This is a genomic window from Tsukamurella serpentis (assembly GCF_054780975.1).
The window spans coordinates 199219-222211 of record NZ_BAAGVH010000004.1 but is presented as its reverse complement, the minus strand read 5'-3'; the positions used below and the strand labels follow the sequence as shown (position 1 = coordinate 222211).

Here is a 22993-nt window from a genome sequence, read left to right as displayed (position 1 = left end):
CACCGGCCCGAAGCCCAGTTGGCGGCGCCTCTTCGCTGGTGAAACCTGGTGAAGCAGCCTCCTGACCGGGCGCGCGAAGGCGGTGTCAGTACCCCCGGGCCGGGTCGATCACCGCGAGCGGCTCCATCCCGTTGGCGAAGCGGCGCACGTTCACCTCGACCCGCTCCAGCAGCGCCGGCCGCAGGTGCTGCGGCGGGTTCGCCACGTGCGGCGTGATGATCGCGGACGGGATCGACCACAGCGGGTGGCCCGGAGGGAGCGGCTCCGGATCGGTCACATCGAGTCCCGCGCCGGCGATCGTTCCACGACGCAGGGCATCGACCAGGGCGTCGGTATCGATCAGGGCGCCGCGCGCGATGTTGATCACCCAGGAGTGCGGCTTGAGCTGCGCGAGAACCTCTGCGTCGATCAGCGCCCGGGTCTGCGGGGTCGACGGTGCCGCGACGATCACGTGGTCGACCTCGGGCCAGATCTCGTCGATCCGGTCGGCGGGGACGACCACCGCGTCGGAGACCTCGGCGCCGGACCGATTGACCGCGACCACCTTCACACCGAGTGCGCGCAACACCGGGATCAGCTCGCGCCCGATACCGCCCGCGCCGACCACGGCCACCGTCGAACCGGCGAGACGATGGGTACGCGCGGCTGCGCCGGGCAGGTCCCACTCGGTTTCGCGGTGCCACAGTCCGCGCACGCCCGCCAGCAGCAGGGCGATCGCCTGCTCGGCGACGGTACCGGCGTAGGCCCCGGCCGCGGAGGTGAAGACGACCCGCTTGTTCGCGGCGAGGGCATCGGTGCCGATGAAGTCCTCCACCCCGGCCAAGGGCAATTGCACCCAGCGCACGCCCGCCGGCAACTGCGGAAGGGCACTGTTCGGATCGGTCCAGACCAGCGCGGACGCCTGGGCGAGTGGTCCGGGAACGCCCCCGCCCGCGGTGATCGCGGCGTCGAAATCTGGATCGGGCTTCGGGCCCACGGCGATGATCGGCGCGTCGTCGAGTGACATGCCACCGAGCGTAGTGAGCGGACGGGTTCAGCGCTGCCGGTCGAACCGACACTCCTGTGAAAACTGAGACTTGTGTTAATCACTGAGGCTCAAGTTAAGCTTGAGACTATGTCCACACCCTTCATCGACCACGCTCAGCCCCGCCTCGCGGCGCTCCGTCGTCGCTTCGATGCGACGCCGGTCGGACGCCGGCTGGACGGGGTGCGGCCCACGGCGACATGGAAGATCCTGAGCTCGGTGGTGTACTCCGGCGTGATCGCCGTACTCATCGTGGGGGCGGCGGCCCTGGTTCTCGGAGTGAAACCGGCCGAGCCGCAGGTCGCGGCGGTGAGCGCGGTGGAAGTGGGCGACTGCGTGACCGTGGCCGGCAGCGAGGCCACCCGCGCCACCTGCGGTGAGGGTTTCAGTTTCGCGGTGGCCGAGAAGCCGCCCGCCAAGACCGCGTGCAGCCTGCCGAACTACGCGCGCCTGGAATCCGGCGGTGCCACGCTGTGCCTGGTCCCCCGGATGACCCTGGGCAGCTGCTACCAGGTCAAGCCGGACAAGGCAGCGACCACCGACATCCGTCCGGTCGCGTGCCCCACCGCACTGGGAACAGCGCAGCCGAACGTGATCCGGGTGACCGAGCGGGCCGCCGGGGCGCCACTGAGCTGCCGTGGATCCGCTGCCCTGAACTACGCCGCACCGCAGCGGGTGAGTTACTGCATCTCCCCGGTCACCTGACCGGCGAGGCGCTACCGCTCAGGCGTCGAGGTTCTGGGCGACCAGCGCGGCGATGGCGTCGACGGTGGCCTGGTCCGCGGATTCGACGGTGACCTCGACCCCCTGCTCTGCACCCAGGGTCATGATCATCAGGGCCGAACCGGCGTCCACCGGATCCCCGCCGGCCACCGACAGCGTGACCTCATGGCCCGATTCGTTGACCGCGTTGGCGATCACGGCGGCGGGCCGGGCGTGCAGTCCGACGGTCGATCCGACGGTCACTGTGGTGCTGGGCATGTCTCTCCTCGTGGGGTGTGGTCCATCGCCGTGAGGGCCGATCGGCCCGCGGCTCCTGCGATGCTCCGGACAAGTATCACCCGGCGACCGCCCCGGACCGAACGGTATCGGCGCTCGGGTCGGTTCCGATGTCCGCGGCCCTTGCTGCGGCGGCCGTTGCGCGGCCGGTCAGCGACTTGGCGGCGAGCACCGCTGCGGCGGCGACCGCGACCCCGGCGACCAGCGCCATCAGGAACTTCGGCCAGGTGCCGTTGGTCGCGAACATGACGAAGACTCCGCCGTGCGGGGCGCGCAGTTGCGCACTCAACGCCATGGACAGCCCGCCGGTGACGGCGCCGCCGAGCATCATCGACGGGATCACCCGCAGCGGGTCCGCGGCGGCGAACGGAATGGCGCCTTCGGAGATGAAGCACAGGCCCAGCGGGACAGCGGCCTTGCCGTTCTCCCGTTCCGGTTCGGTGAACAGCGAAGGGCGGACGAAGGTGGCCAGTGCGAGCGCCAGTGGGGGCACCATTCCCGCCGCCATCACCGCGGCCATGATCTCCCACTGCGGCACACCCGCGGTACTGAGGCCGATGCCCGCAACACCGAAGGCGTAGGCGGCCTTGTTCACCGGTCCGCCGAGGTCGAAGCACATCATCAGGCCCAGGACGGCGCCCAGCGCGACCTTGCTGCTGCCGCTCATGCCGTTCAGGGCGTCGGTCATCGATTCGTTGACCCAGCGCAGCGGCCCGGCCAGCACCATGTACATCGCTGCGCCGGTGATCAGCGTGCCGAGCAACGGGATCACCACCACCGGTTGCAAGCCACGGGCCCACTGCGGCAGCGGGATCCGCGCGAGCCACAGCGCCACGACACCCGCCAGCAGCCCGCCGATCACACCGCCGATGAACCCGGCTTCGACGGTGACCGCCAGAACACCCGCCACGAATCCCGGTGCGAGTCCGGGGCGGTCGGCGATGGCGTAGGCGATGTACCCGGCCAGCACCGCGACCATCAGGCTCATCGCGGCCTGCCCGGTCGCGAAGCTCACCGCGCCGAGGTACTGGAGGAGACCACCGTCGGGAAGGTTCCACAGTGAGTTGTGCAGAGCGATGTAGGCACCGTCGGACATGCCCTCGGAGAGGGTGCTCAGACCGATCCGGTATCCACCGGAGATCAGGAAGCCGAGCGCGATCAGCAGTCCGCCCGCGGCGACGAACGGGATCATGTAGCTCACACCGGTGAGCAGGGCCTGCTTGAGGCGGCCACCCAGCCCGTGCCGCGCCGCGGCGGATTCGGCGGCGGCGCGTTCGCCGGTGACCTTCGCGGCGTGCGGATTCGAGGCGGCGGCGAGCGCTTCGTCGATCATCTCGTCGGGTTCGCTGATCGCGCGTTTGACGCCGGAGGTGACCACCGCCTTGCCGGCGAACCGCTCACGCCCGCGCACGCCGACGTCGGTCGCGAAGATCACGGTGGACGCCGCATCGATCGTTGCGGCGGAAAGCGGGGTGGATCCGGACGAGCCCTGCGTCTCCACGGTGAGCTCGACGCCTGCACGATCGGCTGCCGCCTGGAGCGCATCGGCCGCCATGTAGGTGTGCGCGATGCCGGTGGGGCAGGAGGTGACTGCGACCAGAGTCGGCTTCCCGGGCGGTGCCGGCTTCCCCGTCGCCGCCGCCGGGGTGGTGGTTTCCGCCGCCGCCGGGGTGGCGGGCGGGGACGCGATGGTGGCGGGCGGGGGCGCGATCACCTCGTCGACCAGGGCGACCACGTCGTCGGCGGTGGAGGCGGCGCGCAGGGCGGCGGTGAACTCGGGCCGGACCAGGGCGCGCGCGAGCGAGCTGAGTAGCTTCATGTGCTGCGATCCGGCGGATTCCGGTGCCGCGATGAGGAAGACGAGATCCGCCGGGGCGTCCGGTGCGCCGAAGTCGACCTTCGGACGCAGACGGGCGAAGCCGAGGCTCGCGGTGGTCACGGTGCTCGCGCGGCAGTGCGGGATCGCGATGCCGCCGGGTAGTCCGGTCGCGGACTGCGCTTCGCGGGCGAGCGCGGCCGCCACCAGGTCACCCACCGACTCGCACCGGCCCGCCTCCGCGATCCGGCCGGCGAGGTAGCCGATGACATCGGCCTTATCGGCGCCCGCCGAGACGTCGAGGGCGACCAACTCGGGAGTGATGATCGATTCGGTCATGGGGTTGTTCTCCGGTTCTGCTGTCTTCGTGAGAGAGGGCGGAAGCTGCGCTAACAGGCCGTGATCCGTACGGCCGCGACGTCGAGTTCCTCCGGTCGGGGCGCCTGCGTGCCCGGCAGTGCTGCAGCTGCGGCGCCGTAGGCCACCGCCAGGGTCAGTCGTTGCGGGGGTGTGGCCCCGCGATCGTGCGCGATGAGGTAGCCGGCGAGGGAGCTGTCGCCGGCGCCGACGGTGCTGCGCACCACGATCGGCGGCGGGCCGGCCCACCACGCGCCGTCCGCGGTCACCAGCACCGCACCCGCCCGCCCGAGGGTGGCCAGCACCTCCGCACCGGTCTCCCGGTGCAGCTTCTCCGCGGCGATCCGCACCGGCCCCGGATCACCGGCGGCGGCACGGGATTCGAACTCCGCCCCGGCCCGTTCACCGCCGCCCACCAGCACCGCGAGCTCCTCTGCGTTCGGCTTGAGCAGGTGGACTCCGCGGACCGCGGAGGCGGCGAGCGCGGCGCCCGAGGTGTCGACGGCGATCCGCGGGCCGTTGCCGATCCGGGCCACCAGCCGGGCGTACCAGTCGTTGGGCAGACCAGGAGGGAGGGAGCCGCACAGGGCGAGCCACGAGGCGCCCTCCGCGGCGGTGACGATCGCGTCCTCGAAGGACCGCACCGTTTCCGGGGTGAGCTGCGCACCTGGCGCGTTGAGCTTGGTGGTGGTGCCGTCCGGCTCGGTGACGGTGATGTTGTTGCGGATCTCCTGCCCCACCGGCACCGCCACCGAGGGCACACCGATCTGGTCGAGGGCGATCAGGAGCGGATCACCGTGATCCGCCGGGAGCACCGCGACCGTGGCCGCACCGGAGGTGTGCACGACACGCGAGACGTTGACGCCCTTACCACCCGGATCGGCGGCGGCACGCTGCGCCCGCTGCACGGCGCCGAGCCGCAGGGGCTCACCGAGTGCGACCAGGCGGTCCAAGCTGGGATTGGCGGTGACGGTGACGATCATCGGGCGATCTCCACGTCGACGCCGTGCTCAGCCAGGGCAGCGGCGAGATCGACCGGTGGTGGTGCGTCGGTGATCATCACGTCGATCACGCCGAGGCCGGCGAACGCCACCAGGCTCTCCCGCTCGAACTTGGCGGAATCGGCCAGGAGGACCACGAAATCGGCGGCGCCGGCGAGCGCGGTCTTGACCGCGGCCTCGTCGGCGTCGGGAGTGGACAGCCCGCGCGCAACGCTCACACCGTTGGTACCGAGGAATGCCACGTCGACGTGCAGGGAACTGATCTCGGCGACGGTGCCGGCACCGACAGCGGCCCGGGTGAGACCGCGCACCCGGCCGCCGAGCAGTCGCAGTTCGACGCTGTCCCGGGGCGCGAGCGCCGCGGCCACCGGGACCGAGTTGGTGATCGCGGTGAGCGGCAGATCCGCCGGAACCTCCCCCGCGGCGGCGACGGTGGTGGTGCCCGCGTCGAAGAGCACCGAGCCACCCGCCGGCGGTAGGAAACGGCGAGCCGCGAGCCCGATCGCTCGTTTCGCCTCGGCATTGGTGACCTCACGCTCGGGTACCCCGGGCTCGGCTCCGGCGAGCACACTCGCCGCCACCGCGCCGCCGTGCACCCGACGCACTCCCCCTCGCCTGGCCAGGACGTCCAGATCGCGGCGGACGGTTTCCGCGGTCACGTCGAACCGGGCGGCGAGCTCGGCGACCGATGCTCGCCCGCGCTCGCCGACCAGATCACTGATCGCGCGCTGCCGTTCCTCCGCGTACATACCTCTCCGAACCGTGCCCTCTCGAACCGTGGATCACTGTGACGAAACTTTGTTTTGTCTGTTTTTACGCCCGATTGTGTTGACAAGTCAAGCAGAATTCGTAATGTGAGTCACATGAGTTCGCAGCAGTCGACCGCAACAGGCCCCGTCCTCACCGGTACCCCCGTGGTGCCGGGGGTCGCGTACGCAGCGGTGATGTGGCCGGGTGCCCGGCCGGAGATCCCGTCGGCCGCGGCCGACCTGCCCGAGGCCGAGCGGGAGGGGCAGGCCGAGCGCTTCGCGGTCGCAGCGAGCACCGTCGCGGACCGGCTGCGCGAGCGCGCCGCCGCGACCACCGGCCCCGCCGCGGAGGTACTGACCACCACCGCCGCGCTCGCCACCGACAAGGCCTGGCTCGCCGCCACCGACAAGCTGATCCGCTCCGGGACTCCGGCCGCGAACGCGGTGGCCGCTGCCACCGAACAGTTCGCGCAGATGTTCCTCACCATCGGCGGCCTGATGGCCGAGCGGGTGACCGACCTGCGCGATGTGCGGGACCGGGTGATCGCCGAGCTCACCGGAACGCCGGAACCCGGAGTGCCGGCCCCGTCCGAGCCGACGATTCTGCTGGCCGACGACCTCGCCCCGGCGGACACCGCCGGCCTCGACCCGGCGATGATCCTGGGCATCGGGACGCGGCTGGGCGGCCCCACCAGCCACACCGCGATCATCGCCCGGCAGCTGGGCATCGCGTGCATCGTGGGCCTCGCCGAGGCAGGCACCGTCGACGCCGGCACCCCGGTCCTGATCGACGGGACCGCGGGCACCGTCACCGTCGCCCCGGATCCGGACGAGGCGCTGGCTCGGGTCCAGGCGTACCGGCGGGAGGCGGACGAAATCGCCCGGTGGCGCGGCCCAGGTCGCACCGCCGATGGCCGCGCCGTCGAGATCCTCGCCAACGTTCAGGACGGCCCCGGAGCGCGCACGGCGGCGCAGCGGCCGGTGGAGGGCGTGGGACTGTTCCGTACCGAGCTCGCCTTCCTCGACCGGGCCGACGAGCCCTCCGTTCAGGAGCAGGCGGCGCAGTACCGCGAGGTGATCGAAGCCTTCGCCGGGCAGCACGTGGTGATCCGAACGCTGGACGCCGGTTCGGACAAACCGCTCAAGTTCATCGACCACGGTGAGGAGGAGAATCCGGCGCTGGGAGTACGGGGCAATCGCATCGCCGACGGTGACCCGGGGCTCCTGGAGCGCCAGCTCGATGCGATCGCGATGGCCGCGGCGTCGGTCGACCCGCAGCCGTGGGTCATGGCGCCGATGGTCTCGACCGCGGCGGAAGCGCGTGAGTTCGCGGCCAAGTGCCGGGCGCGCGGCCTGACCCCCGGGGTGATGGTCGAGGTCCCGGCGGTGGCACTGTGCGCCGAAGCGGTGCTGGCCGAGGTCGATTTCGTCTCGATCGGCACCAACGATCTGACCCAGTACGCGATGGCCGCCGACCGGATGCGTTCCGAACTGGCCGCGCTCACCGACCCCTGGCAGCCGGCAGTACTGCGGCTGATCGCGATGACGGCCGCTGCCGGGAGCGCGGCCGGTAAACCGGTCGGCGTGTGCGGTGAGGCCGCCGCCGATCCGCTCCTCGCCTGTGTGTTGGTGGGCCTGGGCGTGACGTCGCTGTCGTGCGCGGCGGGTGCGGCCGCAGCGGTCGGCGCCCGGTTGTCGGGTGCCTCGGCGGAGCAGTGCCGCCGCGCGGCCGAGGCCGCGGTGGCCACTGCGGATCCGGCGGCGGCCCGGGAGTCGGCCCTGGCCGCGCTGCGCTGAGAACGTGTCAGTGGCCGGTGGTAGACCGAGCGTGTGCGGGTGCACCGGGTATCCGCCGGAGCGAGGAGCCACCATGATCGACCATTTCGGGATCAACTGCGCTGACCTGGACGCCTCGAAGCGCTTCTACGACTCAGTCCTGGCGGTGCTCGGCTCCCGCCGGCTGATGGACTTCGATGTGGCCGTGGGGTACGGCACCGAACAGCCCGTCTTCTGGATCTCCGGTGCCGCAGACGGCGCCTCCAACCGGGAGGCGCACATCGCCTTCGCGGCGCCGGACACGGCCACCGTCGATGCCTTCCACGCCGCGGCACTGGAGCTGGGGGCGCAGTCGCTGCACGCCCCGCGGCTGTGGCCGGAGTACCACCCCGGGTACTACGGCGCCTTCGTCCGGGACCCGGACGGCAACAACGTCGAAGCGGTGTTCCACGGCGCGCAGTAACCAACCGCCGCCGCGAGGCCGGGGCCCGGCCTGGTCCGGGCGCGTGCGACTAGTAGTGGAAGGTGTCCGACGGTGCCGGGGCGTGCTCGCCCTCGAGCGCCTCGGGCTCCTCGAGTCCGTATGCGCGGGCGAGGTCGAGGATCTTGGTGGCGCGAGCGATACGCGGCAGGTCCGACCCGTTACGGATCTCGCCACCGTCGCGCTCGAACTCGACGAAGAACTCCCGCGCCCAGCGGATGTCCTCCGGCGAGGGACTCAGCCCCTCGTTGACCGGGTGGCACTGGTCCGGGGTGAGGCAGATCTTGCCGGTCATGCCGAACTCCGAGGACACCGCGGTGGCCTCGCTGAGCAGCAGCCCCTTCGAACCGACCGTGGGCCCGTCGATGGCGCTGGGCAGGTGCGCCGCCTTCGCGGCGATGGTGAACCGGGAACGCGCATAGGCGAGGGTCGACGGCTCGCCACCGAAGCCGGTGTCGCGCCGGAAGTCGCCGATGCCGAAGGCCAGCCGGAAGGTGCCCTTGGCGGAGGCGATCTCGCTGATCCGTTCCAGGCCGCGGGCGGTCTCGACCAGCGCCACGATCAAGGTGTCCGGTAGCCGCTTGGCGGTCTCGGTGATGTGGTCCATCGACTCGACCATCGCCAGCATCACCCCGCCCAGGTGCTTGGCGCCACGGAGCGCCTCGAGGTCATCGGCCCACCACTGGGTACCGAAGCCGTTGACGCGGACCCAGCCGTCGTTGGGCCGGCCGTCGACCTCACGGCCGAGCCAGTCCACCACGTTCTGCCGGGCGGCCAGCTTGTCCTTCGGGGCCACGGCGTCCTCGATATCGAGCACCACGATGTCGGCGCGTGAGCGGGCGGCGGCGTCGAACCGCTCCGGCTGCGCGGCGTTGACCAGCAGCCAGCTACGGGCGAGCACGGGATCGATACGAAAGCCGACGGGCTCGTCGGTCTCGGGAACGGGGGGCAGCGCGGCCATCGTCTACAACCTCGGGTTCGGTGTGAATTCGACGCAACAGTACCGATACGGCGGACCGATACGGGAAAGGCCCCGGGCATATGCCCGGGGCCTTCCTCACGTTCGGCGACTCAGCGCTGGATCAGTTGAACCAGCCCGAGCGCTGCATCTTCCAGACCTGATCGCTCCAGTAGCCCCAGGTGTGGGTGCCCACCGACGAGAAGTCGTAGTGGCCACTCACGCCGGCCTTGTCGGCAGCGGCCTTGAAGGCCTGCGACTGTGACTTGGCCAGGATCTCCAGCGGCACGCCCTGGACGATGTCGGCCGGGGTCGGGTTCGGGGTGTAGCGGCCGGGCTCACCGGTCGACGCGGTGATCCACACCGGGGTGCCCTTCAGGCGCGCGGCCTGAACGGTCGGGTCGTTCTTCGCCCATGCGGCGTCGAACGGGCCGCCCCACATGTCGAGCACGTTGTAGCCACCGGCGTCGAGCATCGCGACACCCACGGCGACCGGCATGCCGGGGGCCGAGGTGTTCAGGAAGCCGGACAGGGCCGCGGCGCGCTTGTACACGCCCGGGTTGTTCGCAGCGGTGATCAGAGCGGCGCCGCCGCCCATCGAGATGCCGACCAGCGAGATGTTGCTGGAGAAGCCGCGCGACTTGATGTAGTTCGGCAGGCTGGAGGCCAGGAAGTTGCCCCAGGTGGCCTTGTAGGTGCCGTTGCCGTGGCGCGAGACGTTGTTCCAGTTGGTGTAGAAGCTCGCGGTGCCGCCGACCGGCATCACCACGTTGACGCCCTTCTCGGACAGGAAGGCGACGTTCGAGTCGCGCTCCCAGCCGGAGACGTCCTGCGTCGCGCGCAGGCCGTCGAGGAGGACCACCGTCGGCGCCTTGGCCGGATCGGTCGTGGTCGAGGCCCACGAACGGACCAGGACATCGGGCATGCCGGCGCCGTTGACGCGCTCCGACTTGAAGCCCTTGGGCGGGTTCTTCGCCGAACCCGGACCCCATGCGCCGGCGACACCGGCGCCCATACCGGCGAGTGCGGGCACCATGGCAGCGGTCAAGACCGCCGCACCCGCTCGCTTACCCCAGGCTGCTCGCATTGCTGACCTCTCCTCTTTCACGCGTCTTCGGCGCATTCGCAGATGGACCTGTTGGCCGGTCGCGGAAGACCAGACCACATCGCAGTTGTCACTCTAACATCACTTGTCACACATGTCACTGTTTTCACACGAGTCACATGGGTGACCTTTTCCCTGTGTCTCATCGAACTCACAGGGTGAAGCGTTACAGACTTTCCCACTTTCCTGAGAAAAGTCGTCCTCATCACAATACGGCAGGAGGCCCCGTTCGTCCGAACGGGACCTCCTGTCTGTGATCTGCTCAGATTCTGAAGTACTACTTCGAGAACCAGCCGGTGCGCTGCATCTGCCACACCTGGTCCTGCCAGTAGCCCCAGGTGTGGGTGCCGGCCGGCGGGAAATCGAAGTGCGTCTTGGTCAGGCCGGCACGCTTGGCGGCACCCTCGAAGGAGCGGGCCTGCGAGAGCGCGAGCCACTCCAGCGGCACGCCCTGGATGACGTCGGCGGGTCCCGGGTTCGGGGTGTACTTGCCGAACACGCCGTTACCGGCCGAGATCCACAGCGGGATGTTCTTGAGGCGGTTGACCTGCACCGTCGGGTCGTTCTTGGCCCAGCGGGAGTCGAACGGGCCACCCCACATGTCGAGGCCGGCGTTGTAGCCGCTCGAGTCGAGCGAGGCGATGCCGACGGCGATCGGGATACCGGGCGCCGAGATGTTGTTCAGGCCCGAGAGCGAAGCGGCACGCTTGTAGTAGCCGTTCGACTCCAGGGTGTTGATGATGGCCGCGCTACCCGACATCGACAGGCCGACCAGCGAGACGTTGTCGCTGAAACCGAGGCTGCGGATGTACTGCGGGAGGCTGGTCTTGAGGAACGACGCCCAGGTGTAGCGGTAGGGCTGACGGTTGGTCGACGACGGCGCCTGCCAGTCGGTGAACCAGCTCGAGGTGCCGCCCACCGGCATCACGACGTTGATGCCCTTCTGCGAGAGGAAGGCCACGTTCGCGTCGCGCTCCCAGCCCGAGACGTCCCAGGTGGCACGCAGGCCGTCGAGAAAGACGACGGTGGGGGCCGACTTGGGGTCGGTGGTGGTCGAGGCCCAGCTACGAACCTTCACGTTCGGCATGCCGGCGCCGTTGACGAACGCCTGCTTGAAGCCCTTGGGCGGGTTCTTCTCGCTGCCCGGACCCCACGCGTTCGCGGCGCCCGTGCCGGCGATGCCGGCGAGGGCCGGAATGGCAGCCACGGTGATCGCGGCAGCGGTGGCCTTCTTGGCCCAGCCGTTACGCATACGCATTCGAGACTCTCTCCCTTGTAGTCATAGCCACCCCAGTCGGGCAACTCTCCCCGCCCGATCGGAGCCCGGGGATTCCCGGTTCCGTCCGATACCACAGATTTCCTGTAGCACCCCTCATCAAGCGGAGCAGTTCTGTCGGGCACTGTATGCCAGATCTCATTTCCTGACAAACTCTTAGACACACCGAGGGGTGGTACCACCACCCGGCCGCCCGAATATCATGCATATCCACAGGTAAGCGCAGTACGTGGGGCACTTTTCGCGGCTGAGCGGAGCCACATGAACTCCATCACATTCTCAGGATTCCCCCAGAATCACGCCGCCCACCAGGGTGTCGTCCGGCGATCCGGGGCGCGTAGATTCTTGGCGTGTCGTTCTCCCTGCCGGACCTCCCGGACTCCCCCGCCGAGCGGTACGCGGAGCTCGCCGTCATCGCCCGCGCGCTGCTCAGCGGTGAGAGCGACCGGGTCGCCAACGCCGCCAACCTGTCCGCGCTGGTCGCGGCGACGGTCCCGGACCTGAACTGGGTGGGTTTCTACTTCTTCGACGGTGCCGAGCTGGTGGTGGGCCCGTTCCAGGGGCTGCCGGCGTGCATCCGGATCCCGCTGCACCGAGGGGTGTGCGGCACCGCCGCCCGAACCCGCCACACGCAGCGCGTCGACGACGTGCACAGCGTCGCCGATCACATCGCCTGCGACGGCGCCACCAACTCCGAGCTGGTCGTCCCCCTGGTCCGCGATGACGAACTGATCGGCGTCTTCGACCTGGACAGCGAACGGCCGGCCCGATTCTCCGAGGTCGATCAGCACGGGCTGGAGGAGATCGCAAACGTCTACGTCGAATCGCTGAGCAATTCGGTCAGCGCCCGCGACGTCGGCGTGTCGCGGCCCAGGTAGCCGGCCACAGCACCGTCGACCCTCCCTAGCGGGACGCTGCGCCCCTAGCGCCACGGGCATTCCCCCTGTCCACGGACCTAGGGAGAGCGACGCCCCGCTAGGGACGCCCCCGAGCGCAGCGAGGGCGAGGACGGGGCGGGGGCGGGGGTCAGAAGGCGCGGCCGGGGTTGAGGAGATTCTTCGGATCCCAGGCGGCTTTGATGGCGCGGTGCAGGCCGAGCACGTCCTCGGAGAGTTCGTCGCCGACCCACCGCGCCTTGAGCACCCCGACTCCGTGCTCACCGGTGAGCGTGCCGCCGAGGTCGAGCGCGGCTTGGAAGACCTCGTCTGCGGCGTCCCAGATCGCCTGCGGAACCTCCAGCTGATCGCGCGGGTAGATCAGCGTCGGGTGAAGGTTGCCGTCACCCGCATGGGCGCAGGTGGGGATGTCGACGCCGTACTTCGCCGAGATCTCCTCCAACCGGGCGAACATCGCGGGCAGCTGTGAACGCGGCACACCCACGTCCTCGGAGAACATGTTCCCCGCGTACTCGTAGGCGTGGAAGGCCGCGCGGCGCACCGCGAGCAACTCGTCCGCCTCGGCCGGATCGTCCGAGACCACCACGTAGTGCGCACCCGCCGCCTCGAACTCGCGGGCGATCACCGCGGCGTCCTCCGGCGTCGAGCCCTGGCCGATCAGCATGGCCGTGGTCTCGTCCTCCAGGCCGAAGGGCCGCATGTCGTTGACGCATTCGAGCGTCCGACGGTCCATCAGCTCCATCATCGCCGGCACCACACCCGTACCGACCACCGCCGCCACCGCGGTCGCGGCGCTGACCACGTCCGGGAACGACGAGGCCACCGTGGTCGGCGGCACCGGCGGAACGGGGCGGAGTTTGACGGTGACCTCGGTGACGATGCCGAGCGTGCCCTCACTGCCGCACAGCAACTGGGTCAGGTCGTACCCGGTGACGCCCTTGACGGTGCGCCGCCCGGTCCTGATGATCCGGCCGTCCGGCAGCACCACCGTCAGGCCGAGCAGATACTCCCGGGTCACCCCGTACTTCACGCACCGCAGACCACCGGCGTTGGTGGCCACGTTGCCGCCGATCGTGCAGATCTCGTACGACGACGGATCCGGCGGATACATCAGGCCGTGCTCCCGGACCGCCTCGTCCAGATCGGCGTTGAGCACCCCGGCCTCGGCGCGGGCGTACTGATCGGCCGCGCTGATCTCGAGTACCGCGTTCATCTTCTCCAGCGAGATGATCACACACCCGGTCAGCGCGCTCGCGCCGCCCGCCAGACCGGTACCGGCGCCGCGCGGCACCATCACGACGTCGTTGGCGTAGCACCAGGACGCCACCGCGGCCACGTCCTCGGTGGTGGCCGCCAGCACCACCGCCAGCGGCTGCGCACCGCGCACCGGCGAACAACGATCCACCGAGTAGCCCGCGGTGATCTCCGGATCGGTCAGTACCGCACCGGTGATCCGCGGAAAGGTCTGCATATCGGGCATCGCGGGCACCGTCCTACATCGGCATGAGGTAGGTGCGCCGCGGGGTGCGCTGGAGTTCCTTGTCCTGCAACTGGCTCAGGCACTTGCGGATCAGCAGGCGGGTGTCCTTGGGCTCGATCACCCCGTCGATGTAGCCGCGCTCGGCGGCCAGCCACGGCGTCGCCATGAACTGGTTGTAGAAGTCGATGAAGGCCTGCCGGATCGCGGGACCGTTCTCGCCGGCCTCCTCGATCTCACGCCGCTTGATGATCGCGGCGGCGCCCTCGGCGCCCATCACGGCCAGTCGCGCCGTGGGCCAGGCGAACACGAAATCGGCCCCGAGCTGCTTGGACCCCATCACCGCCCACGCACCGCCGTAGGACTTGCGCAGGATGATGGTGACCTTCGGGACGGCCGCCTCGACGTAGCTGAAGATGAACTTGCCGGACCGGCGGATGGTGCCGATCTTCTCCTCCTCGACGCCGGGCAGAATGCCGGGCACGTCCACCAGGAAGACCAGCGGGATGTTGAACGAGTTGCACAGGCGCACGAACCGCGCGGCCTTCTCCGAGGCCTGGGTGTCCAAAGTGCCGGCCATGTGCATCGGCTGATTCGCCACCACACCCACCGACTGACCATCCACCCGGGCGAAACCGCACACGATGTTCGGCGCCCACAGCTCGGCGTACTCCAGGAAGTCACCGTCGTCGAAGACGCGAAGGATGACCTCGTGGATGTCGTAGCCGGCGTTGTCGGCGTCCGGGATGATCGACTCGAGTTCCAGATCGGACGGAGTGATCTCGGGCTCCAGACCCGGGTTGACCAGCGGCGCACGCTGATGCACCGAGTCCGGCATGAACGACAGGTACCGCTTGACCCAGTCGAAGGCGGCCTTCTCGTCGACCGCGATGTGGTGCAGGTTGCCCCAGGTGGCCTGCTTGACCGCGCCGCCGAGATCCTCCGCGGAGGTGGTCTCACCGGTGGTCGGGCGGATCACCTCGGGGCCGGTGACGAACATGTAGGTGTTGTCCTGCACACCGACCAGCACGTCGGTGTTCGCCGGCGCGTACACCGCGCCGCCGACGCAGGTGCCCAGGATCATCGAGATCTGCGGGACCATGCCGCACAGCCCGTCCTGGTGCCGGCCCAGCTCCGCGTACCAGGCGATCGAGGTGGCGGCGTCCTGGATCCGGGCGCCGCCGGAGTCGTTGATGCCGACCACCGGCAGGCCGGCGGTGGCGGCGAAGTCGTAGAGCTTGACCATCTTGCGGCCGAACATCTCTCCGACGGTGCCCGCCCCGACCGTCTGATCGTGGCTGAACGCCGCGACCTTCCGGCCGTTGACGGTGCCGTAACCGATGACCACACCGTCCTTAATCCGGTCGTCGCCCGGGGACTTCGCCAATTGGTCCAGCTCCACGAAGGAACCCTCGTCGAAGAGCATCCGCATCCGCATCCGGGCGCTGGGCAGGCCCTTGGCGTCGCGGCGGGCACGGGCGCGCTCACTCCCGGGATCCTTGGCGGCCTCGAGGCGCCGGTACAGATCGTCGAGCTTGCCGGCGGTGGTGCTGAGGTCGACCGACTCCGAAACTTCCGTCACAGCTTTCAACCTATCCTGTCCGTCAATCACCGAGCGCCGTCGAAGGCGTCGAGCTGGTCCGACATGTGCGTCGCGATCCGGCCCACGTAGGGCTCATCGATGATCTGCAGGTGATCGCCACCGATCTTGACGATCCGCAGGTCCTCGACCACCGGCGCCCAGCCACCGTCGGGCGCGATATCGGCGAAGTTCGGCTCCAGCTCCACGGCACCGTCGTGCATCCGGTCGGCGCGGTAGAGGGTGACGGTGCCCCCGAACCGGCCGTAATCGGCGGGGTTGACCTTGATCAGCATCCGGTTGTCGACGAAGGACGTGCGCTGATGCTCGATCATCGACGTCGGGATCTTCTTGTCGGACAACTGCACCAGCTCCATGATGATCTTGAACTGGCCCTCGTCGTCGGCCGCCTCGAGACGATCCATCGGGAGCTCGATCTCGTTTCCGATGTCGTAGTTCTTGCGGGCGAACGTCTCCCACCGCTGCAGGCGTGCACGCTTCTCGGCGGGCTCATCGGTGAGCGGCACCTTCGGCGCCACCACGTCCAACAGGCCCACGTACTCGACCACGTGACCCTCGTCCTCGAGCGCCCGCGCCAGACCGTAGGCGAATGCTCCGCCCAGGCTCCACCCGGCGAGCCGGTACGGACCCTCCGGCTGGATTTCCTTGAGCTTGGGCAGGTAGTCGCGGACCCGGTCCTCGATCTCGCCCTCGACCCGCTCGAAACCGTAGACCGGCAGGTCCGCGGGGAGCTTGCGCAGCAGCGCCTCGTAGGCGGTGGTGTTACCGCCGGCCGGGTGGAACAGGAACAGCGGGCGGCGATCGGAGCCCTCCGGCTTGCGCAGGGAGCGCACGAAACCGTCCACCGGGGTGGCCTCGTTCATCACCGCGCCGACGTACGTGGCCATCTCCTCGATGTTCTTGGAGTCGATCACGTCCTCGATGTCGATCTCGCCGCCGGCCCGCTCGGACAGCCGTGCGGTGAGCTTCTCGGCGACCTCCTCGGAGAGCACCTCCAGCTCGTTAAAGACACCGCCGGGCGAGCGTCCCACCACGATCGCGTAGGTCGCGAAGGTCAGGCGCTCGGCGGCGTCGCGCGGCGGTACCCCGTCGCCGATCGCCTCCGCGACGGCGGCACCGTCGAGCAGGTCGGGCGTCGCCGCGGTGGCCTCGTCCGACGGTGCTGCCGGCGCGGCCGGTCCGTCGGCCGGGACCGCAGCAGCGGTTTCCTCCCCGGTGTCCCCGCCGGTGTCCGAGGTGGTCTGCTCAGCTCCCTTGGCGGCCTTCTCGGCGGCTTCCGCCTTGGCGGCCTTCATCATCTCGGCCAGCTGCCCGGCGTCCGCGAGCTCACCGGTACCGGACTGGTGCTCGGCCAGCGCGTCGACCTGGTCGCGGTGCGCGACCGCGTACTCGACGAACTGCACCACGTCGTTGAAGGAGGCGTCACGGACCGCCTGGATCTGGATCGGCGGGATGTCGAACTCGTACTCGGCGCGGTTCTTGATCCGCATCGCCAGCAGCGAGTCCATGCCCAGATCGATCAGCGGGATCTCCTTGGGCAGGTCCTCAATCTCGAACCCCATGGTCTCGGCGATGATCAGGCCGAGCCGGTTCTCCACGCTCTCACCGGATTCCGGGCTCCACCGCTCGGAACTACCCTCCGGGGCGGGCGCTTCGGTCTCCTCCGAGACGGTGATCTCCGGCTCGGCGTCGAGCGCATCGTCAGCGGCCCCTGCGGCGGCGACCGCCGGCGACACACGACCCGCGCGCTGCTCTCCCGGCGCCGGCGCGACCTTGGTGATACTGGGCGCCGCGGCCGAACCGGCGGCGTCACCGCCGACCACCACGGCATCGAGCAGCAACCGGAAACCCGCGCTCCCGGCGCCGGCAACACTCGGCCCGCTCGCTGCGCTCCCGGCACCGGCAACACTCGGCCCGCTCGCTGCGCTCCCGGCGCCGGCAACACCCGACCCGAGGTTCTCGTGGACCTGGATCGACGCGCCACCCGGGTGCGGGGTCAGCGTGGTGGTCAGGGTCAGCCCGTCGGCCGGTTCACCGTGCTCCACCGCCGCCGTCACCGCGGCACCGTCGAGCACCTGGACCGCCGCGTGCTGCGCGAGGTCGACCAGCGAGACCTGCGTCTGATCGCCCAGCGTGAGCGCGCCGGCGTCGAGCTGCCAGACGTGCCTGCCGTCCGGCAGCGCGACGTGGCCGCCCGGGACCACGCCCGAGCCACCGTCGGGCAGCTTGGTCCGGATCCAGATCGGCTTGCGCTGGAACCGGGTGCGCGGCACCGGTGCGTACCGGCCCGGACCGAACAGCGACGCCACGTCCACGTGATGACCGCGGGCGAAGACGGTGGCCAGCGCCGTCATGATGGTGCCCGGCTCGTTCTCCTTGCGCTTGAGCGTCTGCACCAGCGCAGCGTCCTGGATGCCGGAGCCGAAGGTCACCGCGGCCACCGAGATCAGCGTCACCGGGTTCGGCGAGAACTCGATGAAGGTGCGGTAACCGGCCTCCACGGCCTTCTCCACCGCCTGGGTGAACCAGACGCTGTGCCGCAGACCCTTGATCCAGTAGTCCACGTCGTGCACCGGCGCGTGCCCCGCACGATAGAACTCCTCCTTGTTCACGGTGGAGTACATCGGGTACGTGAGCGGGTGCGGCTCGATGCCCATCAACTCGGCCTGCAGCTCACCGAGCAGCGGATCCATCTGCGAGGTGTGCGAGGCACCGCGGGTGACCAGCTTACGGGCCAGCAGACCCTTCGCCTCGGTCTCCTCGACGATCTTGTCGATCACCTTGCCCGGACCGCCGATCACGGTGTGCGTGGGCGCCGCGTAGACGCAGATCTCCAGGCCCTCGTACGCACCGAGCACGGTGTCGATGTCCGCGGCGCTGTACTCGACGAGCGCCATGAAGCGCTCCATCTCCTCGGGCAGCATCGCCTCGCCCTCGCCCATCAGGCGCGAGCGGTTGCAGATCACCCGGACGGCGTCCTCCAGCGACAGGCCGCCGGTGAGCCACGCGGCGGTCGCCTCACCCATCGAGTGCGGCAGCACCACACCCGGCTCGATACCGTGATGGCGGAACAGGCCCGCCAGCGCCACCTGGATCGCGAAGATGCCCACCTGGCCGGTCTCGATGTGGAAGGTCTGGCCGTCGTCGAGGATCATCTCGGCGTAGTCGTCGCCGGCCTCGTCGATGATCAGCTCGTTGACCTGGTCGAAGTAGTGCTTGAAGACCGGGTTCTCCAGGTACAGCTGCTTGGCCATCTTCCGGTGGTGGCTGCCGAAGCCGGAGAAGATGAACGCCGGACCGGTGGAATCGGGCTGATTCGCCGAGATCACGTTCGGCGCGTTCTTACCGTCCGCGATCGCGCGGAAGCCCTTGATCGCCTCGTCGAGATCCTTGGCCAGCACCACCGAGCGGACCCGGCCGTGGTTGCGGTGCGCGAGGGTCCGGCCGATCTCGGCGAGCGTGTACTGCTTCGCCTCCTCCGATTCGAGCCACTGCACCAGCTCCGCGGCGGCGGCCCGGCGGCGCGACGGGACGTAGGCGGTGAGCACCAGCGGTACGGCCGCACCGTCGACGGTGGCGGCGTAGAACGCGGGCACCTGGTCCGGGGCCGAGTTCGCCCCTGCGGCGTCCGCCTCCCCCACGGAACCGTCCAAGACCTCCGGGGCGACGTACTCGCGGATCACCACGTGCGCGTTGGTGCCGCCGAAGCCGTTGCCGGTGACACCCGCGAGACGGTGGCCCGAGTACCGGGGCCACTCGGTGTTGCGGGCCGCCATCAGCAGCCGGTTCGCCTCGAACTGGATGTACGGGTTGGGGCCGGCGAAGTGCAGCGACGCCGGAATCCTGCCGTTGCGCATACCGAGCAGCACCTTGGCCACACCGGCGATACCCGCCGCGGCCTCCATATGCCCGAAGTTGGTCTTCGCCGAGCCCAGCAGCAGCGGCTTGTCGGCCTCGCGGCCACGGCCCAGGACCCGGCCGATCGCGTCCGCCTCCAGCGGGTCACCGAGGATCGTTCCGGTGCCGTGCGCCTCCAGGTAGTCGACGGTGCGCGGGTCGATGCCGGCGTCGATGTAGGCATCGCGCAGGTTCATCACCTGCGCCTCGGGGTTCGGCGCGAAGATGCCGTTGGACTTGCCGTCGGACGTCACCGCCGAACCGGCGATCACGCCGAGGATCTCGTCACCGTCGCGCTCGGCGTCGGCCAGGCGCTTGAGCAGCACCACACCGCCGCCCTCGGCGCGGATCATGCCGTTGGCGTCGGAACTGAACGCCTTGATCTTACCGTCCGCGGCCTGCGCGCCGATGCTGTCGAAACCGAGCGTCGCCGCCGGGACGATGAGCATGTTCACGCCGCCCGCGACGGCCATGTCGGTCTCGCCGTCACGCAGGCTGCGCACCGCCTGATGGATCGCGACCAGCGACGACGAACACGCGGTGTCGACGGTCACCGACGGCCCGTGGAAGTCGTAGAAGTAGGACACCCGATTGGCGACGATGGAGGTCGAGGTCCCCGTCAGCGCGTACGGATTGGCCTTGGTCGGGTCGGCGACGGCCAGCATCTGGTAGTCGTTGGCCGAGCTGCCCATCCAGACACCCGTGCGGGTGCCCTTGACCGAGCTGGCCGGGATGTTGGCCTGCTCCAGCGCCTCCCAGGTCAGTTCCAGGGCGAGCCGCTGCTGCGGATCGACCATCTCGACCTCACGCGGCGTCATCTGGAAGAACTCGGCGTCGAAGGAGGCGACGTCGTCGAGGTAGCCGCCGAAGGTGTTGGCCTCGTCGAGCACCTTCTTCAGGCGCGGATCCTGCTTGAACTCCAGCCACCGGTCCTCGGGCAGATCGGTGGTGGCGTCACCGCCCCCGATCAGGAACTCCCAGGTGGACTCCGGGGTCTCACCGGCCTTCGGGAAACGGGTGGCCAGGCCGATCACCGCGACGTCGTGCACGCCACGGGCGGCCTCGAACTCCTCACCGCGGTCGTACTGGGCGGTCTCGGCGGCGAGCTCGTCATCGGAGACCACCGGGTCACCGTCGATGATGCGCTGGCTGAGCAGGGCGATCGTCGGATGCTGGAAGGCGACGGTGGCCGTCAGCTGCACCCCGGTGAAGTCCTCGATGTCGCTGGCCATCGAGACCGCGTCGCGCGAGCCGAGACCGAACTCGTCGAGCGACTTGTCGTCGGTGATGTTCTCCAGCGGCTGCTTGGTGGCGTCAGCGATCCACTGCCGCATCCACGCGCGCAGTTCCTCCAGGCTCAGATCCTCACGGGCCTTGCCGGTCGGGCCTTCATGGGGGGTGTACTCGTTCTCGGCCATGATGTGTCTATCTCACCCTTCGCGTCGAGACCTCGGATTGCGCGGTCGCGTGTGATGAAGTTGTGGGCAACGCCCGCCGGGCGCTACTGGACGTTGTTCGCCTCGGCGTCGGGGAACGCGGTCTGGGTGTACCCGCCCCGCAACGTGCCGTCGATGTAGGCGGCGCGGCCGGCGCGCCGGGCGATCTTGCCCGAGCTGGTGCGGGGCAGCGAGCCGCCGGGCACCAGCAGGATGTCACGGGCCAGCACACCGTGCGCGGCTCCCACCGCCGAGCGGAGGTCGTCGGCGATCGCCTGCTGGTCCTGCTTGGCGCCACCGGCGGCGAGCTCGGCGACGATCACCAGCTGCTCGGACTGGTCGTTCGGATCGAAGTTCAGGCCCGAGTGGCCACCGTCGAACACGGCCTGCGGGAGCTCGTTCGCGGGCACCGAGAAGGCCGCGACGTACCCGGTACGGACGTACTTGTTGGATTCCTGCGCGGTGAACTCGATGTCCTGCGGGTAGTGGTTGCGGCCGTCCACGATGACCAGGTCCTTGACCCGGCCGGTGATGTACAGCTCGCCGTCGTGGTAGACACCGAAGTCGCCGGTGCGCATCCACTTGGCCTTGTCCAGGTTCTTCACGCCCTCGCTGTGGCTGCCGAGCGGCAGCGGGCTCAGGTAGTTCTGGAAGGTCTCGCGGGACTCCTCGTCGCGCAGCCAGTAGCCCGAGCCGATGTTCTGGCCGTGCAGCCAGATCTCACCGACCGAATCGTCGGGCACCTCTTTACCGGTCTGCGGGTCGACGATGCAGGCCCACTGGCTCAGCGCGACGTTGCCGCAGGAGACCTGCGGGACCGCGCCCTCAGCGCCCTCGGTGGAGACCACGAACGTGCCGGCGGCCAGCTGGTCACGATCGACGTAGACCACGCGTGCCTCGTTCTCGACCGGCGTCGAGCTGACGAACAGGGTGGCCTCGGCCATACCGAAGCAGGGCTTGATCGCCTTCGGCGAGAGGCCGTACGGGGCGAAGGCCTCGTTGAACTTCTGCATCGACGAGACGGTGACCGGCTCGGAGCCGTTGATCAGGCCCTTGACATTGGACAGGTCCAGGCTCTGGCCGTCCTTGGGCAGGCCACGGGCTGCGGCGTGCTCGTAGGCGAAGTTCGGGGCCGCGGCGAAGGTCTCGGCGCCGTCCTCCATGGCCGCGAGCTCGTTGATCCAGCGGCCCGGCCGGCGCACGAACGCCGACGGGCTCATGATGGTGATGAACTTGCCGCCGAGCGCGGGGAGGATCACCGTGAGCAGGCCCATGTCGTGGAACATCGGCAGCCAGGTGACACCCCGGGAGTTCTCGTTGAGGTCGAGCGCGTGGATCATCTGGATCACGTTCGTGCCGACCGCCTCGTAGGTGATCTGCACGCCCGCCGGGTTCCGGGTGGAGCCGGAGGTGTACTGCAGGTACGCGATGGTGTCACGGTAGATCGGGAAGGGCTTGAGGGTCGAGCCGACCGAGTCCGGGATGGCGTCGACGGCGATGATCCGCGGACGCTCCTTGGCCGGCAGATGCCGGAAGAAGTTGCGGCAGGCCTCGGCGGAGCCCGAGCTGGTGAGGATCGCCGTCGGCTTGCAGTCGTCGAGGACGATGCGCAGGCGATCGGTGTGGCCCGGCTCGTCCGGGCTGAACAGCGGGACGGCGATGTTGCCCGCGTACAGGGCGCCGAAGAAGGCCGTCACGTAGTCCAGGCCCTGCGGGGCGAGGATCGCGACCCGGTCCTCACGCTTGGTGATGTGCTGCAGGCGGGCGCCGATGGCGCGCAGCCGAGCGCCGAACTGCGACCAGGTCAGCTCGTGCACGACGCCGTCGCGCTCCCGGCTGTAATCGATGAAGCGGTAGGCGAGAGTGTCGGCGCGCTCACGGGCATTGCGCTCCACGATTTCGACCAGGGTCGTTCCGGGCCGGAAGAAGATGTTGCCGTCCTCATCCAGAAACTGGTCAAACTCGTTGTTCATGCATCGCTCCTCGCGACCGGCGCCCGGGCGGCACCGATCATTCAGTGGTTCATCGCGTGACGGCCACGCCCCGTTGCGGGCCTGTGCGCCACCTCATAGTGCTTGATCTCCGTAACGTGTTTCACCTGTTTGAAGCAGCAACACGCCGGGAAAATCCGCAAACCCGACTATC

At 69.4% G+C, this 22993-nt stretch carries 16 protein-coding genes; 4 read left to right on the top strand and 12 right to left on the bottom strand.

Annotated features, from left to right (window positions below):
- Nucleotides 1-85: 85 nt before the first annotated feature.
- On the bottom strand, nt 86-1006 hold the full coding sequence (locus tag ACYVHG_RS12840) for a D-isomer specific 2-hydroxyacid dehydrogenase family protein (protein ID WP_461167848.1): 921 nt from the start codon (nt 1004-1006) through the stop codon (nt 86-88).
- A 108-nt stretch (nt 1007-1114) separates the two neighbouring features.
- Between ACYVHG_RS12840 and ACYVHG_RS12835 the strand changes: the two genes are divergently transcribed.
- Nucleotides 1115-1729: a hypothetical protein gene (locus tag ACYVHG_RS12835; RefSeq protein ID WP_461167847.1), complete on the top strand. Its 615-nt coding sequence runs from the start codon at nt 1115-1117 to the stop codon at nt 1727-1729.
- Between the two features lie 18 nt (nt 1730-1747).
- On the opposite strand, the gene ACYVHG_RS12830 is transcribed toward ACYVHG_RS12835, so the two are convergent.
- The 4 genes from ACYVHG_RS12830 to ACYVHG_RS12815 all read right to left on the bottom strand — a co-directional run bounded on the left by ACYVHG_RS12830 (nt 1748) and on the right by ACYVHG_RS12815 (nt 5946).
- Nucleotides 1748-2005 (bottom strand): HPr family phosphocarrier protein, encoded by a 258-nt coding sequence (locus ACYVHG_RS12830; protein WP_461167846.1) that lies wholly within the window; start codon nt 2003-2005, stop codon nt 1748-1750.
- A 76-nt stretch (nt 2006-2081) separates the two neighbouring features.
- Nucleotides 2082-4178: a PTS fructose transporter subunit IIABC gene (locus ACYVHG_RS12825; protein WP_461167845.1), complete on the bottom strand. Its 2097-nt coding sequence runs from the start codon at nt 4176-4178 to the stop codon at nt 2082-2084.
- A 50-nt stretch (nt 4179-4228) separates the two neighbouring features.
- Nucleotides 4229-5179 carry a 1-phosphofructokinase family hexose kinase gene (locus ACYVHG_RS12820; RefSeq protein WP_461167844.1) on the bottom strand — a complete coding sequence of 317 codons (951 nt, stop codon included), beginning with the start codon at nt 5177-5179 and terminating at the stop codon, nt 4229-4231.
- Nucleotides 5176-5946, bottom strand: coding sequence for a DeoR/GlpR family DNA-binding transcription regulator (locus ACYVHG_RS12815; protein WP_461167843.1), 771 nt, complete (start codon nt 5944-5946; stop codon nt 5176-5178). The genes ACYVHG_RS12820 and ACYVHG_RS12815 overlap by 4 nt, the downstream gene beginning before the upstream one ends.
- A 114-nt stretch (nt 5947-6060) precedes the next feature.
- On the opposite strand from ACYVHG_RS12815, the gene ACYVHG_RS12810 reads away from it, so the two are divergent.
- Nucleotides 6061-7743 carry a phosphoenolpyruvate--protein phosphotransferase gene (locus tag ACYVHG_RS12810; RefSeq protein ID WP_461167842.1) on the top strand — a complete coding sequence of 561 codons (1683 nt, stop codon included), beginning with the start codon at nt 6061-6063 and terminating at the stop codon, nt 7741-7743.
- Nucleotides 7744-7816: 73 nt separating this feature from the next.
- A complete protein-coding gene (locus ACYVHG_RS12805; RefSeq protein WP_461167841.1) occupies nt 7817-8185 on the top strand; it encodes a VOC family protein in 369 nt (122 codons plus the stop codon).
- 49 nt (nt 8186-8234) lie between these two features.
- On the opposite strand, the gene ACYVHG_RS12800 is transcribed toward ACYVHG_RS12805, so the two are convergent.
- From ACYVHG_RS12800 to ACYVHG_RS12790, 3 genes are all read right to left on the bottom strand, one after another.
- A complete protein-coding gene (locus tag ACYVHG_RS12800; RefSeq protein ID WP_461167840.1) occupies nt 8235-9164 on the bottom strand; it encodes an HpcH/HpaI aldolase/citrate lyase family protein in 930 nt (309 codons plus the stop codon).
- Nucleotides 9165-9285: 121 nt separating this feature from the next.
- Nucleotides 9286-10248: an alpha/beta hydrolase gene (locus ACYVHG_RS12795; RefSeq protein ID WP_461167839.1), complete on the bottom strand. Its 963-nt coding sequence runs from the start codon at nt 10246-10248 to the stop codon at nt 9286-9288.
- A 295-nt stretch (nt 10249-10543) separates the two neighbouring features.
- Entirely contained in the window at nt 10544-11524 is a 981-nt protein-coding gene (locus ACYVHG_RS12790) for an alpha/beta hydrolase (protein ID WP_461167838.1), read from the bottom strand.
- Nucleotides 11525-11892: 368 nt separating this feature from the next.
- Here ACYVHG_RS12790 and ACYVHG_RS12785 point away from each other — a divergent pair, with 368 nt between their 5' ends.
- Entirely contained in the window at nt 11893-12420 is a 528-nt protein-coding gene (locus tag ACYVHG_RS12785) for a GAF domain-containing protein (RefSeq protein WP_461167837.1), read from the top strand.
- A gap of 148 nt (nt 12421-12568) precedes the next feature.
- On the opposite strand, the gene ACYVHG_RS12780 is transcribed toward ACYVHG_RS12785, so the two are convergent.
- From ACYVHG_RS12780 to fadD32, 4 genes are all read right to left on the bottom strand, one after another.
- Nucleotides 12569-13918, bottom strand: coding sequence for an FAD-binding oxidoreductase (locus ACYVHG_RS12780; RefSeq protein WP_461167836.1), 1350 nt, complete (start codon nt 13916-13918; stop codon nt 12569-12571).
- A 13-nt stretch (nt 13919-13931) separates the two neighbouring features.
- Nucleotides 13932-15506, bottom strand: coding sequence for an acyl-CoA carboxylase subunit beta (locus tag ACYVHG_RS12775; protein WP_461167835.1), 1575 nt, complete (start codon nt 15504-15506; stop codon nt 13932-13934).
- 17 nt (nt 15507-15523) lie between these two features.
- Nucleotides 15524-20830, bottom strand: a complete 5307-nt coding sequence (pks13, locus tag ACYVHG_RS12770; protein WP_461167834.1) for a polyketide synthase Pks13 — start codon at nt 20828-20830, stop codon at nt 15524-15526.
- An 83-nt stretch (nt 20831-20913) separates the two neighbouring features.
- On the bottom strand, nt 20914-22821 hold the full coding sequence (fadD32, locus tag ACYVHG_RS12765; RefSeq protein WP_461167833.1) for a long-chain-fatty-acid--AMP ligase FadD32: 1908 nt from the start codon (nt 22819-22821) through the stop codon (nt 20914-20916).
- Nucleotides 22822-22993: the final 172 nt, after the last annotated feature.

What these genes read in the sequence shown, in the direction of transcription:
- ACYVHG_RS12840 (WP_461167848.1), bottom strand. Translation starts at nt 1,006, where the DNA reads ATGTCACTCGACGACGCGCCGATCATCGCCGTGGGCCCGAAGCCCGAT.
- ACYVHG_RS12835 (WP_461167847.1), top strand. Translation starts at nt 1,115, where the DNA reads ATGTCCACACCCTTCATCGACCACGCTCAGCCCCGCCTCGCGGCGCTC.
- ACYVHG_RS12830 (WP_461167846.1), bottom strand. Translation starts at nt 2,005, where the DNA reads ATGCCCAGCACCACAGTGACCGTCGGATCGACCGTCGGACTGCACGCC.
- ACYVHG_RS12825 (WP_461167845.1), bottom strand. Translation starts at nt 4,178, where the DNA reads ATGACCGAATCGATCATCACTCCCGAGTTGGTCGCCCTCGACGTCTCG.
- ACYVHG_RS12820 (WP_461167844.1), bottom strand. Translation starts at nt 5,179, where the DNA reads ATGATCGTCACCGTCACCGCCAATCCCAGCTTGGACCGCCTGGTCGCA.
- ACYVHG_RS12815 (WP_461167843.1), bottom strand. Translation starts at nt 5,946, where the DNA reads ATGTACGCGGAGGAACGGCAGCGCGCGATCAGTGATCTGGTCGGCGAG.
- ACYVHG_RS12810 (WP_461167842.1), top strand. Translation starts at nt 6,061, where the DNA reads ATGAGTTCGCAGCAGTCGACCGCAACAGGCCCCGTCCTCACCGGTACC.
- ACYVHG_RS12805 (WP_461167841.1), top strand. Translation starts at nt 7,817, where the DNA reads ATGATCGACCATTTCGGGATCAACTGCGCTGACCTGGACGCCTCGAAG.
- ACYVHG_RS12800 (WP_461167840.1), bottom strand. Translation starts at nt 9,164, where the DNA reads ATGGCCGCGCTGCCCCCCGTTCCCGAGACCGACGAGCCCGTCGGCTTT.
- ACYVHG_RS12795 (WP_461167839.1), bottom strand. Translation starts at nt 10,248, where the DNA reads ATGCGAGCAGCCTGGGGTAAGCGAGCGGGTGCGGCGGTCTTGACCGCT.
- ACYVHG_RS12790 (WP_461167838.1), bottom strand. Translation starts at nt 11,524, where the DNA reads ATGCGTATGCGTAACGGCTGGGCCAAGAAGGCCACCGCTGCCGCGATC.
- ACYVHG_RS12780 (WP_461167836.1), bottom strand. Translation starts at nt 13,918, where the DNA reads ATGCCCGATATGCAGACCTTTCCGCGGATCACCGGTGCGGTACTGACC.
- pks13 (WP_461167834.1), bottom strand. Translation starts at nt 20,830, where the DNA reads ATGGCCGAGAACGAGTACACCCCCCATGAAGGCCCGACCGGCAAGGCC.
- fadD32 (WP_461167833.1), bottom strand. Translation starts at nt 22,821, where the DNA reads ATGAACAACGAGTTTGACCAGTTTCTGGATGAGGACGGCAACATCTTC.